The 18,884-nt window shown below is 63.7% G+C and carries 19 protein-coding genes; 9 read left to right on the forward strand and 10 right to left on the reverse strand.

Annotated elements, in window-relative coordinates:
• Positions 1-11: 11 nt before the first annotated feature.
• Positions 12-1,301, reverse strand: a complete 1,290-nt coding sequence (locus tag IAE37_RS02865; RefSeq protein WP_201168849.1) for an MFS transporter — start codon at positions 1,299-1,301, stop codon at positions 12-14.
• 279 nt (positions 1,302-1,580) lie between these two features.
• Here IAE37_RS02865 and IAE37_RS02870 point away from each other — a divergent pair, with 279 nt between their 5' ends.
• Both IAE37_RS02870 and IAE37_RS02875 read left to right on the forward strand, forming a co-directional pair.
• Positions 1,581-1,979 (forward strand): acyl-CoA thioesterase, encoded by a 399-nt coding sequence (locus IAE37_RS02870; RefSeq protein ID WP_003253317.1) that lies wholly within the window; start codon positions 1,581-1,583, stop codon positions 1,977-1,979.
• Between the two features lie 70 nt (positions 1,980-2,049).
• Positions 2,050-2,946 carry a D-hexose-6-phosphate mutarotase gene (locus tag IAE37_RS02875; protein WP_201168851.1) on the forward strand — a complete coding sequence of 299 codons (897 nt, stop codon included), beginning with the start codon at positions 2,050-2,052 and terminating at the stop codon, positions 2,944-2,946.
• A gap of 37 nt (positions 2,947-2,983) precedes the next feature.
• On the opposite strand, the gene IAE37_RS02880 is transcribed toward IAE37_RS02875, so the two are convergent.
• The 5 genes from IAE37_RS02880 to IAE37_RS02900 all read right to left on the reverse strand — a co-directional run bounded on the left by IAE37_RS02880 (position 2,984) and on the right by IAE37_RS02900 (position 6,596).
• Positions 2,984-3,517 (reverse strand): DUF3299 domain-containing protein, encoded by a 534-nt coding sequence (locus IAE37_RS02880; RefSeq protein ID WP_201168853.1) that lies wholly within the window; start codon positions 3,515-3,517, stop codon positions 2,984-2,986.
• Positions 3,518-3,565: 48 nt separating this feature from the next.
• Complete coding sequence (locus IAE37_RS02885; RefSeq protein ID WP_010955824.1) at positions 3,566-3,811, reverse strand: GlsB/YeaQ/YmgE family stress response membrane protein; 246 nt, start codon at positions 3,809-3,811, stop codon at positions 3,566-3,568.
• Between the two features lie 95 nt (positions 3,812-3,906).
• Entirely contained in the window at positions 3,907-4,989 is a 1,083-nt protein-coding gene (locus IAE37_RS02890) for a 5-(carboxyamino)imidazole ribonucleotide synthase (RefSeq protein ID WP_201168855.1), read from the reverse strand.
• 11 nt (positions 4,990-5,000) lie between these two features.
• Positions 5,001-5,492 (reverse strand): 5-(carboxyamino)imidazole ribonucleotide mutase, encoded by a 492-nt coding sequence (gene purE / locus IAE37_RS02895; RefSeq protein WP_038411454.1) that lies wholly within the window; start codon positions 5,490-5,492, stop codon positions 5,001-5,003.
• A gap of 171 nt (positions 5,493-5,663) precedes the next feature.
• Entirely contained in the window at positions 5,664-6,596 is a 933-nt protein-coding gene (locus IAE37_RS02900; RefSeq protein ID WP_201168867.1) for a LysR substrate-binding domain-containing protein, read from the reverse strand.
• 182 nt (positions 6,597-6,778) lie between these two features.
• On the opposite strand from IAE37_RS02900, the gene aspA reads away from it, so the two are divergent.
• The 4 genes from aspA (at position 6,779) to IAE37_RS02920 (ending at position 11,799) form a co-directional block, all read left to right on the forward strand.
• Positions 6,779-8,203 (forward strand): aspartate ammonia-lyase, encoded by a 1,425-nt coding sequence (gene aspA / locus IAE37_RS02905; RefSeq protein WP_201168870.1) that lies wholly within the window; start codon positions 6,779-6,781, stop codon positions 8,201-8,203.
• A gap of 254 nt (positions 8,204-8,457) precedes the next feature.
• Positions 8,458-9,450, forward strand: coding sequence for an AraC family transcriptional regulator (locus tag IAE37_RS02910; RefSeq protein ID WP_201168872.1), 993 nt, complete (start codon positions 8,458-8,460; stop codon positions 9,448-9,450).
• 202 nt (positions 9,451-9,652) lie between these two features.
• Complete coding sequence (locus tag IAE37_RS02915; RefSeq protein ID WP_201168874.1) at positions 9,653-10,696, forward strand: histone deacetylase family protein; 1,044 nt, start codon at positions 9,653-9,655, stop codon at positions 10,694-10,696.
• Positions 10,696-11,799 (forward strand): polyamine ABC transporter substrate-binding protein, encoded by a 1,104-nt coding sequence (locus IAE37_RS02920; protein WP_201168877.1) that lies wholly within the window; start codon positions 10,696-10,698, stop codon positions 11,797-11,799. The genes IAE37_RS02915 and IAE37_RS02920 overlap by 1 nt, the downstream gene beginning before the upstream one ends.
• A gap of 43 nt (positions 11,800-11,842) precedes the next feature.
• Here the strand turns inward: IAE37_RS02920 and pdxR are convergent, their stop codons facing one another.
• Complete coding sequence (pdxR, locus tag IAE37_RS02925) at positions 11,843-13,402, reverse strand: MocR-like pyridoxine biosynthesis transcription factor PdxR (RefSeq protein ID WP_201168880.1); 1,560 nt, start codon at positions 13,400-13,402, stop codon at positions 11,843-11,845.
• 90 nt (positions 13,403-13,492) lie between these two features.
• Here pdxR and IAE37_RS02930 point away from each other — a divergent pair, with 90 nt between their 5' ends.
• From IAE37_RS02930 to IAE37_RS02940, 3 genes are read left to right on the forward strand one after another with little or no spacing between them, the layout of a single operon-like run.
• Complete coding sequence (locus IAE37_RS02930; protein ID WP_201168883.1) at positions 13,493-14,122, forward strand: FMN-binding negative transcriptional regulator; 630 nt, start codon at positions 13,493-13,495, stop codon at positions 14,120-14,122.
• Positions 14,123-14,133: 11 nt separating this feature from the next.
• On the forward strand, positions 14,134-14,580 hold the full coding sequence (locus tag IAE37_RS02935; RefSeq protein ID WP_201168886.1) for a GNAT family N-acetyltransferase: 447 nt from the start codon (positions 14,134-14,136) through the stop codon (positions 14,578-14,580).
• Positions 14,581-14,585: 5 nt separating this feature from the next.
• The gene (locus IAE37_RS02940; RefSeq protein WP_201168889.1) at positions 14,586-15,260 is read left to right on the forward strand and encodes a GNAT family N-acetyltransferase; all 675 of its coding nucleotides are present in this window, start codon (positions 14,586-14,588) and stop codon (positions 15,258-15,260) included.
• A 20-nt stretch (positions 15,261-15,280) separates the two neighbouring features.
• On the opposite strand, the gene IAE37_RS02945 is transcribed toward IAE37_RS02940, so the two are convergent.
• The 3 genes from IAE37_RS02945 to oadA form a co-directional block, all read right to left on the reverse strand.
• Positions 15,281-15,559 carry a helix-turn-helix domain-containing protein gene (locus IAE37_RS02945; RefSeq protein ID WP_201168891.1) on the reverse strand — a complete coding sequence of 93 codons (279 nt, stop codon included), beginning with the start codon at positions 15,557-15,559 and terminating at the stop codon, positions 15,281-15,283.
• Entirely contained in the window at positions 15,556-16,881 is a 1,326-nt protein-coding gene (locus IAE37_RS02950; protein WP_201168893.1) for a type II toxin-antitoxin system HipA family toxin, read from the reverse strand. The genes IAE37_RS02945 and IAE37_RS02950 overlap by 4 nt, the downstream gene beginning before the upstream one ends.
• A 186-nt stretch (positions 16,882-17,067) precedes the next feature.
• A complete protein-coding gene (oadA, locus tag IAE37_RS02955) occupies positions 17,068-18,876 on the reverse strand; it encodes a sodium-extruding oxaloacetate decarboxylase subunit alpha (RefSeq protein WP_201168896.1) in 1,809 nt (602 codons plus the stop codon).
• Positions 18,877-18,884: the final 8 nt, after the last annotated feature.

An 18,884-nucleotide genomic window follows, 5' to 3' on the forward strand; every position in this document is an offset into this window, starting at 1 on the left:
GGGTGTCGGGATCAGCGCTTGTTGACGCGCAGATAAATCCCAATGAGCAACCCAAGCACGCACAATCCCGCCACATAGTAGGCAGGCGCCATCGGGCTGAACTTGAGCAGCGCAGTCACCACCATCGGCGTCAGGCCACCGAAGATCGCGTAGGCCACGTTGTAGGAGAACGACAGACCACTGAAACGCACCACCGGCGGGAACGCCTTGACCATCACGTACGGCACCGCGCCAATCACGCCCACGCACAGGCCGGTCACGGCATACAGCGGGAACAGCAGCTCCGGGTGATTGGCCAGGCTGTGGTAGAACGCCCAGGAGGTGGCCAGCAAGGCCAGGCTGCCGAGGATGAACACGCGGCCGGCGCCGAAGCGGTCGGCCAGGCGGCCCGAGACGATGCAGCCCACGCTCAGCAGAACGATCGCCAGGCTGTTGGCCTTGAGCGAGTCTGTGGGGCTGACGTGATAGACGCTCTGCAGCAGCGCCGGGGTCATCAGGATGACCACCACGATGCCGGCCGAGAGCATCCAGGTCAGCAGCATCGACAGGATGATCGCGCCACGGTGGTCACGCAGCACCGCGCGCAGCGGCAGCTCCTCGGCCAGGGCCTTGCGCTGCTGCATCTCGGCGAACACCGGGGTCTCGTGCAGCCAGCGGCGCAGGTAGACCGAGAACAGGCCGAATACCCCACCCAGCAGGAACGGGATACGCCAGGCGTAGTCGGCGACTTCCTCGGCGCTGTACAGGCTGTTGATCAGCGTAGCCACCAGCGAGCCGAGCAGGATCCCGGCGGTCAGCCCCGAGGTCAGCGTGCCGCAGGCATAGCCGGTATTGCGCGCCGGCACGTGCTCGGAGACGAACACCCAGGCGCCCGGCACCTCGCCACCGATCGCCGCGCCCTGGATGACGCGCATCAGCAGCAACAGCAGCGGTGCCCACAGGCCGATCTGCGCATAGGTCGGCAGCAGGCCCATGATCAGCGTCGGCAGGGCCATCATGAAGATGCTCAGGGTGAACATCTTCTTGCGCCCGAGCAGGTCGCCGAAGTGCGCCATGATGATCCCGCCCAGCGGGCGCGCCAGGTAGCCGGCGGCGAAGATGCCGAAGGTCTGCATCAGGCGCAGCCACTCGGGCATGTCTGCGGGGAAGAACAACTTGCCGACCACCGTGGCGAAGAACACGAAGATGATGAAGTCGTAGAACTCCAGCGCGCCGCCCAGGGCAGACAACGAAAGGGTCTTGTAGTCACTGCGGGTCAGTGGCCGTGAGGGCTGCTCGATACTGCTCGGCACGGAAGTCATGCTGTTGTTCTCTTTGTAGGACATGCAGGCCGCATGCGGTGCGGCTTCTGGATTACGGAGACGGGCGAAGATAGCAAATTGCCGAGTCCTACCGATAGCGGTACAAAATCCCTACAGATATTCACCAATGCACGGTCGTCGCTGGCGGTTAGCCTCTATATACTGCCCAACTGTAGGAAAAGGTTGCTCTCGATATGGGATGTTGTGCGAAAACGCCGGTCTCTATCCTCAGGCGGTTTCGCAGAGTTTCCCAACGTCACGGGTCAGAGGCCCCATCGCATGATTGAGCTCGAACAAGAAGATCCAATCCCACAGGGTGATCTGGCCTTGCAGATCACCGCGCTGCCCCGTGAAACCAACGGGTTCGGCGATATCTTCGGCGGCTGGCTGGTCGCCCAGATGGACCTGGCGGGCACGGCCATGGCCAGCCGCGTGGCCGGTGGCCGAGTAGCCACGGTAGCGATCGACCGCATGGCGTTCCTGGTGCCGGTGGCCGTGGGCGCGCAGCTGTCGTTCTATACCCAGACCCTGGAGATTGGCCGCAGCTCGATCCAGATGATGGTCGAGGTGTGGAGCGACGACCCGCTGTCCAGCGAATGGCGCAAGGTCACCGAGGCAGTGTTCGTGTTCGTCGCCATCGATGGCAGTGGCCGCACCCGCTCGGTGCCTCGTCGCTGAGCCTTGGCAGCGGTAAACTCATTGGCTGTGAGTGGGTCCAAGGCCCACAGCAATCAATGAGACCACTGCAATGGCTACCTTCCAGGTCGTAACCGAGCAACACGGCGAACTCAGCTGCTGGCGCATCACCAGCGCACACGCCGACCTCCTGATCGCCCAACAGGGCGCGCAGATCCTCAGCTACCAGCGTATCGGCGAGCCGCCCCTGCTGTGGCTGAGCGATCAGGCCATCTTCCGCCAGGGCAAGTCGGTACGCGCCGGAGTGCCGGTGTGCTGGCCATGGTTCGGCAACCTGCAACGCAACCCCGCTTCCGTCCAGGCCATGTACCGGGGCGAACAGGCACCGGCCCACGGCCTGGCGCGCAGCCGCGACTGGCAGTTGCTGGGCATAGAGGAAGCCGGCAGCACGTTGCGCATCGAGTTCGAACTACCCGAGGCCCAGGGTGCGCTGCCGGATTGGCCGCACAATGTCGAGCTGAAACTGCTGATGGTGCTGGGCGATGACCTCGAGCTGACCCTGACCAGCCGTAACCTGGGCGACGCCCCGGTGACCATCAGCCAGGCGCTGCACAGCTATTTCGCCGTCAGCGACGTGCACCAGGCACGCGTCGAGGGCGTCGAGGGGCTGGCCTACATCGAGACCCTGGCCGACTGGCAACAGCGCCAGCAGCTGGGCGCGCTGAGTTTTGCCGGGGAGACCGACCGCATCTACCTGGCCACGCCGGCGAAGTTGAGCATCGTCGACCCGCACTGGCAGCGGCGCATCACCCTGACCAGCAGCGGTTCACGTTCGGCGGTGATCTGGAACCCCTGGACCGAGCGGGCGCGGGAACTGCCGGACATGGCGGATGATGGCTGGCAGCGGATGCTGTGCATCGAGACGGCGAATGTCTGGGATGATGTGGTGACGATCGCGCCTGGGGCGAGCAATGTGCTGCAGGTCAGGATCGATAGCGAACAGATCTGAAGAACGCGCTTGCCCCGCGAAGAGGCCGCCATGGACGCTAGAGGTCAGCATCCTCCACCACCCTCACCTGCGCCGCATCCAGCGCATACGCCGCATCGGCCAGGTCGTTGCTGACCTTCTCCACCTTCAACGTTCCGCTGACCCATAGCGGCGTGTAGATGTCGTCGAGCTTCAACCCCTTCGGATAACGCACCAGCACCAGCTGGTTCGGCGGCGGCGGCGGTACGTGGATGCAGGCACCTGGGTACGGCACCAGGAAGAACAACGTGCTGTTGCCCTTGGCATCGCTTTCCAACGGCACCGGGTAGCCGCCCAGGCGGATCCGCTTGCCGTTCATGGCGGCCACGGTCTTGGTCGAATACATCACCGCCGGCAAGCCCTTGCTCTGCTTCAGGCCGCCCTTGGCGGTGAACGTGCCCTGGGCTTCTGGCGAGTTGTGGTCGATTTCGGGCATCTGCTCGAGGGCCTTCTGGTCCGACTTGGGCATCAGCTCCAGCCAGTCGGTTTCGGGCAATTCGGCATGGGCCAGGGCGCTGGCCAGAAGCAAGGGGAGAAGAAAGAACGCACGCATGGCAATGCTCGGCAACTCGGATGAATTGCCGCGCATTCTAACCAGTAATCAGCGCTTCTTGATGAATCCATAGATAACCAGAAGCACTACCGCACCCACCAGGGCACCGAAGAACCCTGCGGCCTGGCCAGCTTGATAGATACCCAGCGCCTGGCCGCCATAGGTGGCGAGCAGCGAGCCGGCGATACCCAGCAGGATGGTCATGATCCAGCCCATGCTGTCGTCGCCTGGCTTGATGAAGCGCGCCAGCAGGCCGACGATGAGGCCGATGAAGATGGTTCCGATGATACCCATGGCAATCCCTCTGCGTTGAAATGGAACAAGCCAAAGCCTAGACAGCGCTTTGGCTCGTTGCCATTTCAGAGGGCAAACAGCGGGCAGAAGTTCGATCAGTTGCCGATCAAGGCCTCTACTGCGGCGATCTTGGCGCGCAAGGTGGGCATGTCCTGGCAACGCAGCGTGGCGTGGCCGACCTTGCGCCCGACCTTGAATGCCTTGCCGTAGTGGTGCAGGTGGCAGTCGTCGATGGCCACGACCTTGTCCACCGCCGGTACTTCGCCGATGAAGTTGAGCATGGCGCTCTCGCCGACCTTGGCGGTCGAGCCCAGCGGCAGGCCGGCGACGGCGCGCAGGTGGTTCTCGAACTGGCTGCACTCGGCGCCTTCGATGGTCCAGTGCCCGGAGTTGTGCACGCGCGGGGCGATCTCGTTGGCCTTCAGGCCGCCGTCGACCTCGAAGAACTCGAAGGCCATCACGCCGACGTAGTCCAGCTGCTTGAGCACACGGCCGACGTAGTCTTCGGCCAGCGCCTGCAGCGGGTGCGCCTCGCTGGCGACCGACAGGCGCAGGATGCCGCTTTCATGGGTGTTGTGCACCAGCGGGTAGAAGCGCGTTTCGCCGTCACGGGCACGCACGGCCACCAGCGATACTTCGCCGGTGAACGGCACGAAACCTTCCAGCAGGCACGGCACACTGCCCAGCTCGGCGAAGGTGTCGACCACGTCTTCAGGCGTGCGCAGGACCTTCTGGCCCTTGCCGTCGTAACCCAGGGTGCGGGTCTTGAGCACCGCCGGCAGGCCGATGCTGGCCACCGCGGCGTCGAGGTCCGCCTGCGAGAGAATGTCGGCGAAGGCCGGGGTCGGGATGCCCAGGTCGCGGAACATGCTCTTCTCGAACAGGCGGTCACGGGCGATGCGCAGCGCCTCGGCACTGGGGTACACCGGCACGAACTGCGAAAGGAAGGCCACGGTCTCGGCCGGGACGCTTTCGAATTCGAAGGTCACCAGGTCGACTTCGTCGGCCAGCTGGCGCAGGTGGTCCTGGTCGCCGTAGTCGGCACGCAGGTGCTCGCCCAAGGGCGCGGCGCAGGCGTCGGGAGCCGGGTCGAGGAAGGCGAAGTTCATGCCCAGCGGAGTGCCCGCCAGGGCCAGCATGCGGCCCAGTTGGCCACCACCGATTACACCGATCTTCATGGTCTTCAGCCTCAAGCCTGGCGTGGGTCAGGGTTGTCCAGCACGGTGTCGGTCTGTTCCGTGCGGAACTGCTTGAGCGCGGCGTGGAACTGCGGGTGCTTGGCGCCCAGGATGCTCGCCGACAGCAGTGCGGCGTTGACCGCGCCAGCGCGGCCGATGGCCAGGGTGGCGACCGGTACACCGGCAGGCATCTGCACGATCGACAGCAGCGAATCGACGCCCGACAGCATCGACGACTGCACTGGCACGCCCAGCACCGGCAGGTGAGTCTTGGCGGCGCACATGCCTGGCAGGTGGGCTGCGCCACCGGCACCGGCGATGATCACCTCGATGCCACGGCCTTCGGCCTCCTCGGCATACTGGAACAGCAGATCCGGGGTACGGTGGGCGGAAACCACCTTCACCTCGTAGGGAATGCCGAGTTTTTCCAGCATATCGGCGGTGTGGCTAAGGGTGGACCAATCGGACTTGGAGCCCATGATCACGCCAACCAGTGCACTCATCGTCGAGCCTCTTCGCTTGTGCGCCCACAGGCGCGTCAAAAAACAACAAGCCACGCGGGACGACCGGCGTGGCTTGTTTGCTGATCAGGACCGGACGCATCCGGTCGAAAGGCCGCGCAGTATACCGTAAGGCGGTGGGTTTAAGGCACCCCGGCGACCAACTGTCACCCCTTATTTTTCGGGGCCTGGGCTGACTTTTGGGTCAACCGCCGCCGTGCCCTCGAGCTTGCGCCACAACAGCCGGACATTGGCCTTGCGCACCAGGGCGCAGCGGTACAGGCGGATTTCCAGCGGCACATGCCATTGGCTACCACCACAGATCACCAGTTCGCCGCGCTCCAGTTCGCCGCGCATCGACAACCGTGGCACCCAGGCGATGCCCATGCCCTCCAGCGCCATACTCTTGAGGCTGTCGGCCATGGCGGTTTCGTACACGGTGGTGTAACGCAGGTTGCGCTGGCGCAGCAGCAGGCTCACCGAACGCCCGAGGAAGGCGCCGGCGCTGTAGGCGAGCAAGGGCACGCTGGCCTCGCCTTCGAGGTCGAACAGCGGCTTGCCATCAGCCCCCACCGCACACACCGGCAGCATCTCGGTGGTGCCCATGTGCAGCGACGGGAAGATCTCGGCATCCATCTGCAGGGCCGCGTCGGGGTCGTAGAATGCCAGCATCAGGTCACAGCCACCCTCACGCAGGGCGTGCACGGCATCCCCTACGTTAGTCGCAACCAGGCGGGTGGCGATGTTCAGGCCATCGTTGCGCAACTGGGCCACCCAACGGGGGAAAAACCCCGATGCCAAGGAGTGCGCGGCGGCCACTTGGACGACTTCGCCCTGCCCACCTTCAAGATGGTGCAAATGGCGAAGAACTTCGCTCAACTGGTCGACAACTGTACGCGCTGTGACGAGAAATAGCTGCCCTGCCTCGGTCAGCTCGATCGGCGTGCGCGAGCGGTTCACCAACTGCAGGCCCAATGCTGCTTCAAGGCTGCGAATGCGCCGGCTGAAGGCCGGTTGAGTGACGAAACGGCGCTCCGCGGCCTGGGAAAAACTGCGCGTCGCGGCCAGCGCGCTGAAGTCTTCGAGCCACTTGCTTTCTAGGTTCATGAAGCGGGTCTCCCGGCATGCACCAAAATGGAACACGCTCGAATGTCAATTGGCGTCACATGGAACATTATGCCGTTTGCGCATAGGTTAGCGTGCAACAGCATTGGCCGCAAAATCTGCTTCAGGCCTAGGATTGGCGCCATTCCGGCATGTGCCGGGTCAAAATCGAGATGATATACATCATGTCCTCCGCTGCATCGTTCCGCGTCGAAAAAGATCTGCTTGGTACCCTTGAAGTTCCTGCCGATGCCTACTACGGCATCCAGACCCTGCGCGCTGCCAACAACTTCCATCTCTCCGGTGTTCCACTGTCGCACTACCCCAAGCTGGTCGTGGCCCTGGCCATGGTCAAGCAGGCCGCTGCCGACGCCAACCGAGAGCTGGGCCACCTGAGCGATGCCAAGCACACCGCCATCAGCGCTGCCTGCGGCCGCCTGATCAAGGGCGATTTCCACGACCAGTTCGTGGTGGACATGATCCAGGGCGGTGCTGGTACCTCTACCAACATGAACGCCAACGAAGTCATCGCCAACGTCGCGCTGGAGGCCATGGGCCACCAGAAGGGTGAGTACCAGTACCTGCACCCGAACAACGACGTGAACATGGCGCAGTCGACCAACGATGCCTACCCGACCGCCATCCGCCTGGGCCTGCTGCTGGGCCACGACGCCCTGCTGGCCAGCCTAGACAGCCTGATCCAGGCCTTCGCGGCCAAGGGCAAGGAGTTCGACCACGTACTGAAGATGGGCCGTACCCAGCTGCAGGACGCCGTGCCGATGACCCTGGGCCAGGAATTCCGCGCCTTCGCCACCACCATGAGCGAAGACCTGCAGCGCCTGCGCTCGCTGGCCCCGGAACTGCTCACCGAAATCAACCTGGGCGGCACCGCCATCGGCACCGGCATCAACGCCGACCCGGGCTACCAGGCCCTGGCCGTGCAGCGCCTGGCCACCATCAGCGGCCAGCCGTTGGTCCCGGCCGCCGACCTGATCGAAGCCACCTCCGACATGGGCGCCTTCGTCCTGTTCTCCGGCATGCTCAAGCGTACCGCGGTCAAGCTGTCGAAGATCTGCAACGACCTGCGCCTGCTGTCCAGCGGCCCGCGCACCGGCATCAACGAGATCAACCTGCCGGCGCGCCAGCCAGGCAGCTCGATCATGCCAGGCAAGGTCAACCCGGTGATCCCGGAGGCCGTCAACCAGGTGGCCTTCGCCATCATGGGCAACGACCTGGCGCTGACCGTCGCCGCCGAAGGTGGCCAGCTGCAGCTGAACGTGATGGAGCCGCTGATCGCCTACAAGATCTTCGACTCGATCCGCCTGCTCCAGCGCGCCATGGACATGCTCCGCGAGCACTGCATCGTCGGCATCACCGCCAACGAACAGCGCTGCCGTGAGCTGGTCGAGCACTCGATTGGCCTGGTCACCGCCCTGAACCCGTACATCGGCTACGAAAACGCCACCCGTATCGCCCGCGTCGCCCTGGAAACCGGCCGCGGCGTGCTGGAACTGGTGCGCGAGGAAGGCCTGCTGGACGAAGCGATGCTCAACGACATCCTGCGTCCGGAAAACATGATCGCTCCCCGTCTGGTTCCGCTGAAGGCGTAACCAGGCCGCTGCAACCGTCTCACCAGGTCGAGGGACTAGACACCTCTCAACCTTTCAAAGGCCCGAGCCCAAGCTCCGGGCCTTTTTTTTGGCTGAGGATCTGCAACGCGGCCGATATCGAGCGCCGCCCGCATGGCGCATCGCGACCAAGGTCGCTCCTACATTTGTTTCGGGCCAGTGAGACATGACGGTTTCTCTGATGGCCGGCACACAATTTGCTCCATAATGCTCCCAGCCCAACGGGACCACCGAGCATGCTGCATAGCCACCTGACCACCCTCAACGCGGTTTCATTGATTCTCAACGTGTTCCGCGAGGAAGGCTGCGAGGCTGCGACGCTGCTCGCCGGCAGCGGCATAGGCCCGGCCGACCTGGACCACGCCGACGCTCGCATCACCACCCAGCAGGAACTGCAGGTATGTGCCAACGCGGTGGCCCGGCGCGAGGACATCGGCCTGGAACTGGGCCGACGCATGCACGTGTCGTGCTATGGCATGCTCGGTTACGCCCTGCTCTCCAGTGCCACTTTGGGTGACGCCTTGCGCCTGGCGCTGCGCTACCCGGCACTGCTGGGAACAGTCTTCCAGCTGCGCCTGGTCGAGGATGGCCAGCGGGTCTGGCTGAGCGCCAGCGATTCGCACGAGGCCCCGGCGCTGGCTGCCTTCAACGCCGAGTTCTGCCTGGTGTCGCTCAAGGTCATCTGCGACGACCTGCTGGGCCGCCCCCTGCCGCTGCTCGGCGCGCGCTTCGAACATCCACGCCCGGCCTATCACGCCCGGTATGCCGGGGCCTTCCAGTGCCCGCTGCGCTTCGCCGTCGAGGACAACGCCTTCGCCTTCGAACGGCGCTGGCTGGACATGCCGCTACCGCTGGCCGACCCGATCACCCACCAGGCCATGAGCGAGCGCTGCCGCCGCCTGAACCTGGAGTTCACCGGGCGCCAGGCCTGGCTCGGGCGGATTCGCCAGTTGCTGGTGCAACAGCTGGACGCCGCACCGGGGCTCGAAGGGCTGGCGCGGCAGATGAACTGCTCTTCGCGCACCCTACGTCGGCACCTGCAGGCGCTGGGCAGCAGTTATCAACAACTGCTCGATGAATTGCGCTTCGAACGGGCCAAGCAGTTGCTGGCCGATGAGCAGATGCCGATCTATCGCATTGCCGAAACGCTTGGGTTCAGCGAGACGGCGAGTTTTCGCCATGCATTCCAGCGCTGGAGTGGCGTGGCGCCCAGTCATTTTCGCGGTTGACCTGTACCGGCCCCTTCGCGGGCAAGCCCGCTCCCACAGGTAACGCGCGGCCCCTGTAGGAGCGGGTTCACCCGCGAAAGGGCCAGACCTGCCCGGCCACCCACCTTGGCCATATCGATCCCCTTTTGGCCATTTGCGACGTTCTCCGCCACTGGCCGCCCCATGAAAATGGCCCCACGCCAGTCCCACCGGAGAACAACAAATGCTGACGATTTATTCCGATGATCATCGCCTGCACCACGGCCGCTGCGAGCTGATCGACGGCAAGCTGATGCCCTGCTTCGAAATGCCCTCGCGCGCCGACCACGTGCTCGACCGAGTCAGACATCGCAACCTCGGCCCCGTCCAGGGCCCCACCGACTTCGGCCGCGCGCCGCTGCAACGCATCCACGGCAACGACTACCTCGATTTCTTCGAAGGAGCCTGGGCACGCTGGGCCGCCATGGGCCAGGAAGGCGACCTGCTGCCCTTCACCTGGCCGGCGCGCACCCTGCGCCAGGTCAAGCCGACCGGCCTGCACGGCGAGCTGGGCTACTACAGCTTCGATGCCGGCGCACCGATCACCGCCGGCACCTGGCAAGCCGCCTACAGCGCCGCGCAAGTCGCCCTCACCGCCCAGGCCGCCATCGAACAAGGCGCCCACTCGGCCTTCGCCCTGTGCCGGCCACCGGGGCATCATGCCGCCGCCGAAGTCATGGGCGGCTATTGCTACCTGAACAACGCCGCCATCGCCGCCCAGGCCTTCCTCGACCAAGGCCGGGCCAAGGTGGCGATCCTCGATGTCGACTATCACCACGGCAACGGTACCCAAGACATCTTCTACCGCCGCAACGACGTGTTCTTCGCTTCGATCCACGGCGACCCACAGGCCGAATTCCCGTTCTTCCTCGGCTATGCCGATGAAACCGGCGAAGGCCCGGGCGAAGGCTGCAACATCAACTATCCGCTGCCCGCCGGCAGTGACTGGAGCGCCTGGAGCGCCGCCCTGGAAGACGCCTGCCAGCGGATCGCCGCCTATGATGCCGACGTGCTGGTGATCTCGCTGGGCGTGGACACCTTCAAGGACGACCCGATCTCGCAGTTCAAGCTCGATAGCCCCGACTACCTGGAGATGGGCAAGCGCATCGCCCAGCTCGGCAAGCCGACCCTGTTCGTGATGGAAGGCGGCTACGCTGTGGAAGAAATCGGTATCAACGCGGTCAATGTGCTGGAAGGCTTCCAGCACGCCCAGCCAGGAGCCCGGTAATGGTCCGACTCAAGCGTCTGCTCACCCCGTTCATCGCTGCCACCCTGTTCACCGGTGCCCTGCAGGTTCACGCCGAGCAGCGCACCCTGCGTGTGTATAACTGGTTCGATTACATCACCCCGCAGACCTTGACCGACTTCCAGAAGGACAGCGGCGTCAAACTGATCTATGACATCTTCGACACCAACGAAGCCCTTGAAGCCAAGCTGCTGACCGGCAACTCCGGCTACGACGTGGTGGTGCCGTCCAACGTGTTCCTCGCCAAGCAGATCGAGGCCGGGGTGTTCCAGCCGCTGGACCGCAGCAAGCTGCCCAACTGGCAGCACCTGGACCCGGCCTTGATGAAGCTGATCGAGGCCAACGACCCCGGCAACCGGTTCGCCGTGCCGTACATGTACGGCACCGTGCTGATCGGCTTCAACCCGGACAAGGTCAAAGCCGTGCTCGGCGACAAGGCGCCGGTCGACAGCTGGGACCTGATCTTCAAGGAAGAGAACATCGCCAAGCTCAAGCAGTGCGGTGTGGCGCTGCTCGATTCGCCATCGGAGATCCTGCCGCTGGCCTTGCAGTACCTGGGCCTGCCACCGAACAGCGACAAGCCGGCCGACTACAAGAAGGCCGAGCAACTGCTGCTGAAGATCCGCCCCTACATCACCTATTTCCATTCCTCGAAGTACATGGCCGACATGGCCAACGGCGACATCTGCGTGGCGGTGGGTTACAGCGGCAGCTTCTCGCAGGCGGCAAACCGTGCGCGCGATGCCAAGAACGGCGTGGTGGTGGACATGCGCCTGCCCAAGGAAGGGGCGCCGATCTGGTTCGACATGCTGGCGATCCCGAAGAACGCGGCCAACCCGGAGGATGCCCATGCGTTCATCAATTACCTGCTGCGACCGGAGGTGATTGCGCCGATCAGCGACTTCGTCGGTTATCCGAACCCGAACAAGGACGCCACGGACAAGGTCAGCCCGGCGATTCGCAACAACCCGAACCTGTACCCCACGGCCGAGGCGATGGCCAAGCTCTACACCCTCAAGCCGTTGGCGCGTGAGGCAGAGCGGGCGCGGACCAGGGCCTGGACCCGGATCAAGTCCGGGACCTGAGTCGCCTGCTTCGCGGGACAAGCCCGCTCCTACAGGTAATGCGCTACCCCTGTAGGAGCGGGCTTGTCCCGCGAAGAGCCCGCCAAGCCTTGCGCAACTTCATCATCGCCTCGGCAATCTCCCCTTCCGGCACCGCCGCAAACCCCAGCACCAACCCCGCACGCTTATCCACAGGCACGTCACTGTCCGGCAACCAGTAACCGCTCAACGGTGACATCTCCACCCCCACCTCCTCCGCCCGGGCCACCAGTTCCTGCTCCCGCGCGAAGTTATCCACATCCACCTTCACATGCAGCCCCGCCGCGACTTCCGGCATTGGCCCCAACCCGGCAATATCCACAGGCCACCCCGCCTTGAGCACGTTGCGCCGGCTCAACGCCGCCTTGCGCATCCGCCGTATGTGCCGCTGGAAATGCCCCTGCGCCATGAACTCAGCCATCACGCACTGGCTGCCGACTTCCGAATGGCGCACCGCCAGCGCCCGCCCCTGGCTGAACGCCGGCACCAGCCGTGGTGGCAGCACCAGGTAGCCCAGGCGCAAGGCCGGAAAGGCGATCTTGCCGAAGGTACCGACGTACAGCACACGCCCCGACCGGTCCAGCGCGGCCAGGGGTGAAAGCGGCGCACCGCTGTAGCGGTACTCGCCATCGTAGTCGTCCTCGATGATCCAGCCATTGCTGCGCTCGGCCCAGGCCAGCAGTTCCAGGCGCCGGGCCAGGCTCATGGTCACTCCGGTGGGGTACTGATGGGCGGGCGTGACGTAGGCGAGCCGGCAATCGGCCACCTGCGCAAGACGGTTGCAGTCCATGCCGTCCTGATCCACCGCCACGCCCACCACCTTGGCACCCGCCAGGGCGAAGGCATGGCCGGCTGCGCGGTAGCCGGGGTTTTCCACAGCCACCGCGTCACCAGCCTGCAACAGTAACTGTGCACAAAGGCTGATGGCCTGCTGCGCACCACTGGTGATCACAATTTGTTCAGCGGTGCAGCCCAGGCCACGCGAACGGCGCAGGTAGGCGGCGATCAATTCGCGCAACACCGGCTCACCTGCCGGATCGCCATAACCGAGCTGCGCAGGATCGGGGTTGCGCCAAAAACCCGCCTGCAGCTTGGCCCAGACGTCGAACGGGAACAAATCGAACGCCGGGATTCCGACGCGAAAAGCCCGCGGCGCACTCGTTTTCGGGGGCGCCAGATGGTGCTTTTTCAGGCGTAGCAACGGCTCGCTGATTCGCTCTTCGCTGGATGGATCACCAGTACCCTCTACGCAAAATGTGGATAAGTCTGTTGATAACCTACGGGATAACCCTGTGGACAGTTGTGTGGATAGTTTTTCCAGCCGGGTCACATAGGTGCCATCCCCTACCCGGCTTTCGATGTAGCCCTCGGCATACAATTGGTCGTACGCGCGCACCACGCTGTTGCGCGACAACGCCAGCCTGTTCGCCAGGTCACGGGTCGCCGGCAACCGCGTGCCACTGCTCAAGCGACCGTCCAGCACCCTTGCGCGCAGGGCCTGGTACAGCTGTTGGCTGAGCCCACGATGGCGGTCGAGGACGATTCCGGCAGGATCGAAAGGCAATACGAGGGGGCGCTCGCTCATGGCATTGGACCTATGAAAACAGTCTTTAATGGCTCTTAACCTGAACCAATAGCCTGCCTAGGATGGAGCCATTCGACAAGGAACCTGCGCATGTACAACAGCAAACCCCATCAGGAACATGACCTCGAGCGTTTGCACCAGCACATGCAGGGCACGCGCCTGGCAGTGCTGGTCAGCCACGGCGAGCAAGGCCTGCTCGCCACCCATCTGCCCGTTCTGGTCGAGCCTGGCGAGGGCGAGTTCGGCACCGTCTACGCCCATCTGGCCCGGGCCAATCGCCAGTGGCAGGACCTTGAGCAAGGCGGCCAAGCCCTGCTGGTGTTCCCCGGCGACGATGCCTACGTCAGCCCCAGCTACTACCCGAGCAAAGCCGACAACCCCAAGGTAGTGCCCACCTGGAACTACCTGGCAGTGCATGCCTATGGCCCGGTCGAGGTTATCCACAGCCCCGAGCCCCTGCTCGATATCGTCAGCCGCCTGACCGAGCGCCACGAGCAGAGCCGTGAAGCGCCGTGGAAAGTCGCCGACGCCCCGCGTGAATACCTCGACGGCATGCTCCGCGCCATCGTCGGCATCCGCCTGCCGATCGCCCGCCTGCAAGGCGCGCGCAAGCTCAGCCAGAACCGCTCGGCCGAGGACATCGCTGGCGTGCGCGAAGGCCTGGGCGCCAGCCCCGACTACCTGGACAACCAACTTGCGGCGCACATGCGCCAACTCTGAAGGAAAATCCCATGCCCAGCGTTACCCTGCGCCCTGTCACCGCCCAAGACCATGCCGCCTGGCTCGGCCTCTGGCAGGCCTACCTACGCTTTTATGAGACCGAACTGGCCGACGAGGTCAGCGCAAGCACCTGGCAACGTCTGCTGGACCCGAGCGAGCCGACCCATTCGGCCCTGGCCTGGGTCGATGGCAAGGCGGTCGGCATGGTCAACTGGATCTATCATCGTTCCAACTGGAGCATCGAGAATTCCTGTTACCTCCAAGACCTTTATGTAGACAGCACGCAGCGCGGCCTGGGCATTGGTCGTCAGCTGATCGAGCACGTGTACGCCACCGCCAAGGCCGCTGGCTGCATCAAGGTGCACTGGTTGACCCATGAGACCAACGCCACCGCCATCAGCCTGTACCAGCAGGTTGCCGAGCGCCCAGGCTTCATTCAATTTCGCAAAGGGTTGTAGGCCACATGACTGACGCACTGAACTGGAAACCTGCCGCAGCGCCCAAGGCCGAGCCCATCGACGGCCGCTTCATCCGCCTGGAGAAGCTCGACCCGGCACGCCATGGCGACGACCTGTGGGACGCACTGCAAGGCCCGGAGTCGGACCCGCTGCTGTGGGACTACCTGCCCTACGGCCCGTTCACCGAGCGCGGCGCCTTCGACCGCTGGCTCGAAGGCAACGCCGCCGGCCTCGACCCGCTGTACTTCACCGTGATCGACCGCGCCAGCGGCCAGGCCCAGGGCGTTCTCACGCTGATGTCGATCGTGCCGGATCACGGCCGCATCGAAATCGGCCACATCGCCTTCGGCGCCCCCATGCAGCGCACACCCAAGAGCACCGAAGCGGTGTACCTGCTGGCCAAGCTTGGTTTCGAGCTGGGTAATCGGCGCCTGGAGTGGAAGTGCAACAACGCCAACGCCCGCTCCAAGCGCGCCGCCGAGCGCTTCGGCTTCGTCTTCGAGGGGGTGTTCCGCAAGCACCTGGTGGTCAAGGACCACAACCGGGATACGGCGTGGTATTCGATTACCGATGATGAATGGCCGCAGGTGGCGGCGGGGTTCGAGCGGTGGTTGGCCGAGGATAACCAGCAGCAAGGAGAGCAACGCCTAAACCTGGAAGCTTGCCGATCCTCAGCCTGACAGTGCCCAGGCACCGGCATTCAGATCACTTGCCGCTGGCGCCTGACCACACCCATTTGCAAGCCAAATGGGCGAAATACCGCATTCAACGACTTGAGTGTCGGATTCCCTTCGCCCTGCTCGATCTGAATGAGCGTTCGTAACGAGACTTTGCACATCCGAGCAAATTGAGCTTGCTGCAGATTGGCAACGGTCACCCGCAAATGCCTTACGGCTGCGCCCAGCTCGCAAGTTCCCTGGGCAATCCCGTGCTGCACGTCATCAATGATCTGGGCACGCTGCTCCGGGGTCAGGCTCATAGTAGCTGCCACGCTTTCAATCGTTTCTCCAACTGACCCAGCGCGATGGCTGGGTGATTCATAACAGCGTCCGGTAAACCGTACGCGCTCAGCAGATCCGGGAGCGCAATCAATCGACTCGCATCCTCGCGCAAGCGCTCGAAGGCGGCCTGTGGGGTGATCAAATCCGCAAGGCTGTCACATGCAGCCTGCCAGTCGATATCCCCCGCACGTTCGATATTTGTAGCCCACTTGGTCGTTCGAGTGACACCTTCAGCATCGAGCACCATGGGCGCTAGATCATAGATTGGTGCCAACCTCACGGCATCGTCCGCACGAATCACGGCTATGTTGCGTCCGTGATTGTCCGAGTTACCCAGAATCTTGTTGATCAGATCTCGACGCAGGTAATCAGCAATGAGTGCTTCACTCTCATTTGCCTGGCCGGCCTGAGCCCAGAGTTTGACAAGCCCTCTGAGCACTTCTCCATGATCCATACGGCTACCCGGCAGGGTGGCACCGGCAAGGGAGTAGATGGACTCTACCGCAAGCCGCACCACGCCCTGGTGAGTGACCTTGCGATCGAACCGATGCATCCACAGGCTGGGCTTGACGCCTTCTTCCAGAGCCATCTCGTCCGTGGCCACGGTCTCCACGCCTAACTGCCTCAGCGCCTTGTAGTACAGATACTCGGCTCGCAGTATGTCCTGGTCGTTGTTGAGTGCCTGGTTGCGCGCAAATTTGATAAACCAGTGCCGGCTGGCCAGGCTATCTTCCAGCGCGGCGTCGGGGTAGAGCAAACCATCCTTGCCCTCGGTCATCAGCAGCTTCGGCGCCTCCCCCCCCGCCCCTGTAGCACCACCTATCGCGGCGCCTTGCTCATAGGCGTACTCCAGAAAGCGCTGGTCGCGGCTGATGACATCCAGCCGGGTGAAGCCCATGGGCTTGGCCGCATCGAGGTGGGTCATGGACTCCTTGATACGCAGATTGCCGATGGGTGCCGGAGTACTTCGGCTCAGCAGGAACAAATCATCGCTGACGCCCTCGGGCTTTTCGCGCCCTATATGCGCCATGAGAAACCGCTTTGCGGCTCCAGAAGGAGCAATGTCATGGATGAATGCTGGGGCGGCGGGTAACAGGAAACTGTCGAAATCCACAGGTAGCCGGGCACTCACCGCCTTGGCGAAGAAATTCTGGTAGGCATCCAGGTTGTGCCTCACATAGGCGGGCTCATAGGCGATGGCGCAGGGGCCGACAAAGCCTTGTTCCGGCTTTGCGAAACTGAGCGTCATTACATCCTGCCAGACGCCATCGGCAAATAGCTGGAGGGTCAGTGGATACATGAGCTACCTGATTCAAATGATGGGGGACACATGCACTATAGTGCAGATTCTCATCGTTTCCTTACCTGAATATGCATTAAAACGCATATTTCTACATAAACCAGGTGAAAAAAATGCAATTTAATGCACAAAAAAAGGGGAGCATCCGCTCCCCAGAGGTTAACCGCTTGTAGATGAGGGCTTAGCTCAGCCCTCGATCTCGATCAGGATTTCACCCGGCGTCACGCGATCGCCCTTGGCCACGTGGATGGCCACGACCTTGCCGGCGATGGCCGCCTGCACTTCGGTTTCCATCTTCATGGCTTCAGTGATCAGCACGGCCTGGCCGGCCTTGACCGTGTCGCCTTGCTTGACCAGCACATCGACGATGTTGCCAGGCATGGTGGTGCTGACGTGGCCCGGGGCGCTGGCCTGCTTGCGCTTGCTGCCGCCACCGCCGACGAACTCGTTGAGCGGCTCGAACACCACTTCTTCCGGCATGCCATCGATCGACAGGTAGAAGTGACGCTTGCCTTCGGCCTTGACGCCCACACCGGTGATGTCGACGCGGTAGGTTTCGCCGTGCACGTCGATGACGAACTCGGTCGGTACGCCCTCACCGCCCGGGGCTGCCACGGCGCCGGCTTCCGGAATCGGCAGCAGGACTTCGGGGGTCAGGGTGCCGGCTTCACGCTCCTCGAGGAACTTGCGCCCGATGTCCGGGAACATGGCGAAGGTCAGCACGTCTTCTTCGCAACGGGCCAGGGCGCCGATGTCGGCACGCAGCTTGGCCATTTCCGGCTTGAGCAAGTCGGCCGGGCGCACGTCGATCACTTCCTCGCTGCCGATCGCCTGGCGACGCAGCTGCTCGTTGACCACGCCCGGAGCCTTGCCGTAGCCGCCCTGCAGGTACAGCTTCACCTCATTGGTGATGGTCTTGTAGCGCTCGCCGGCGAGTACGTTGAAGAACGCCTGGGTGCCGACGATCTGCGAGGTCGGGGTCACCAGCGGCGGGAAGCCGAGGTCTTCGCGGACCCGTGGGATCTCTGCCAGCACCTCGTTCATGCGGCTCAGCGCGCCCTGCTCCTTGAGCTGGTTGGCCAGGTTGGAAATCATCCCGCCTGGAACCTGGTTGACCTGCACGCGGGTGTCCACGGCGGTGAACTCGCTCTCGAACTGGTGGTACTTCTTGCGCACGGCGTAGAAGTACAGGCCGATTTCCTGCAGCAGTTCCAGGTCCAGGCCGGTGTCGAACTCGCTGCCCTTGAGCGCGGCGACCATCGACTCGGTGCCCGGGTGGCTGGTGCCCCAGGCGAAGCTGGAGATCGCGGTATCGATGTGGTCGGCACCGTTTTCCACGGCCTTGAGCTGGCACATGGCGGCCAGGCCAGCGGTGTCGTGGGAGTGGATGAATACCGGCAGCGACTGCTCGGCCTTCAGCGCCCTGACCAGCTCGCCGGTGGCGAACGGCGTCAGCAGGCCGGCCATGTCCTTGATCGCAACCGAGTCGCAACCCATGGCTTCCATCTGCTTGGCCTGGGCGACGAAGGCATCGATGGTGTGCACCGGGCTGACGGTGTAGGCGATGGTGCCCTGGGCGTGTTTGCCGGCGGCCTTGACCGCTTCGATGGCGACACGCAGGTTACGCACGTCGTTCATGGCGTCGAAGATACGGAACACGTCGATGCCGTTGACCGCGGCCTTGGCGACGAAGGCCTTGACCACATCGTCGCTGTAGTGGCGGTAGCCCAGCAGGTTCTGGCCGCGCAGGAGCATCTGCAGGCGGGTGTTGGGCAGCGCGGCGCGCAGCTTGCGCAGGCGCTCCCACGGGTCTTCCTTGAGGAAGCGCACGCAAGCGTCGAAGGTGGCGCCGCCCCAGACTTCCAGCGACCAGTAGCCGACCTTGTCGAGCTTGTCGCAGATCGGCAGCATGTCTTCGGTACGCATGCGGGTAGCCAGCAGGGACTGGTGAGCGTCGCGCAGGATCGTGTCGGTTACATGGATTTTCTTGGACATTATTGGGT

The sequence above is a fragment of the Pseudomonas sp. S31 genome, assembly GCF_016648105.1.
Lineage (GTDB): Bacteria > Pseudomonadota > Gammaproteobacteria > Pseudomonadales > Pseudomonadaceae > Aquipseudomonas.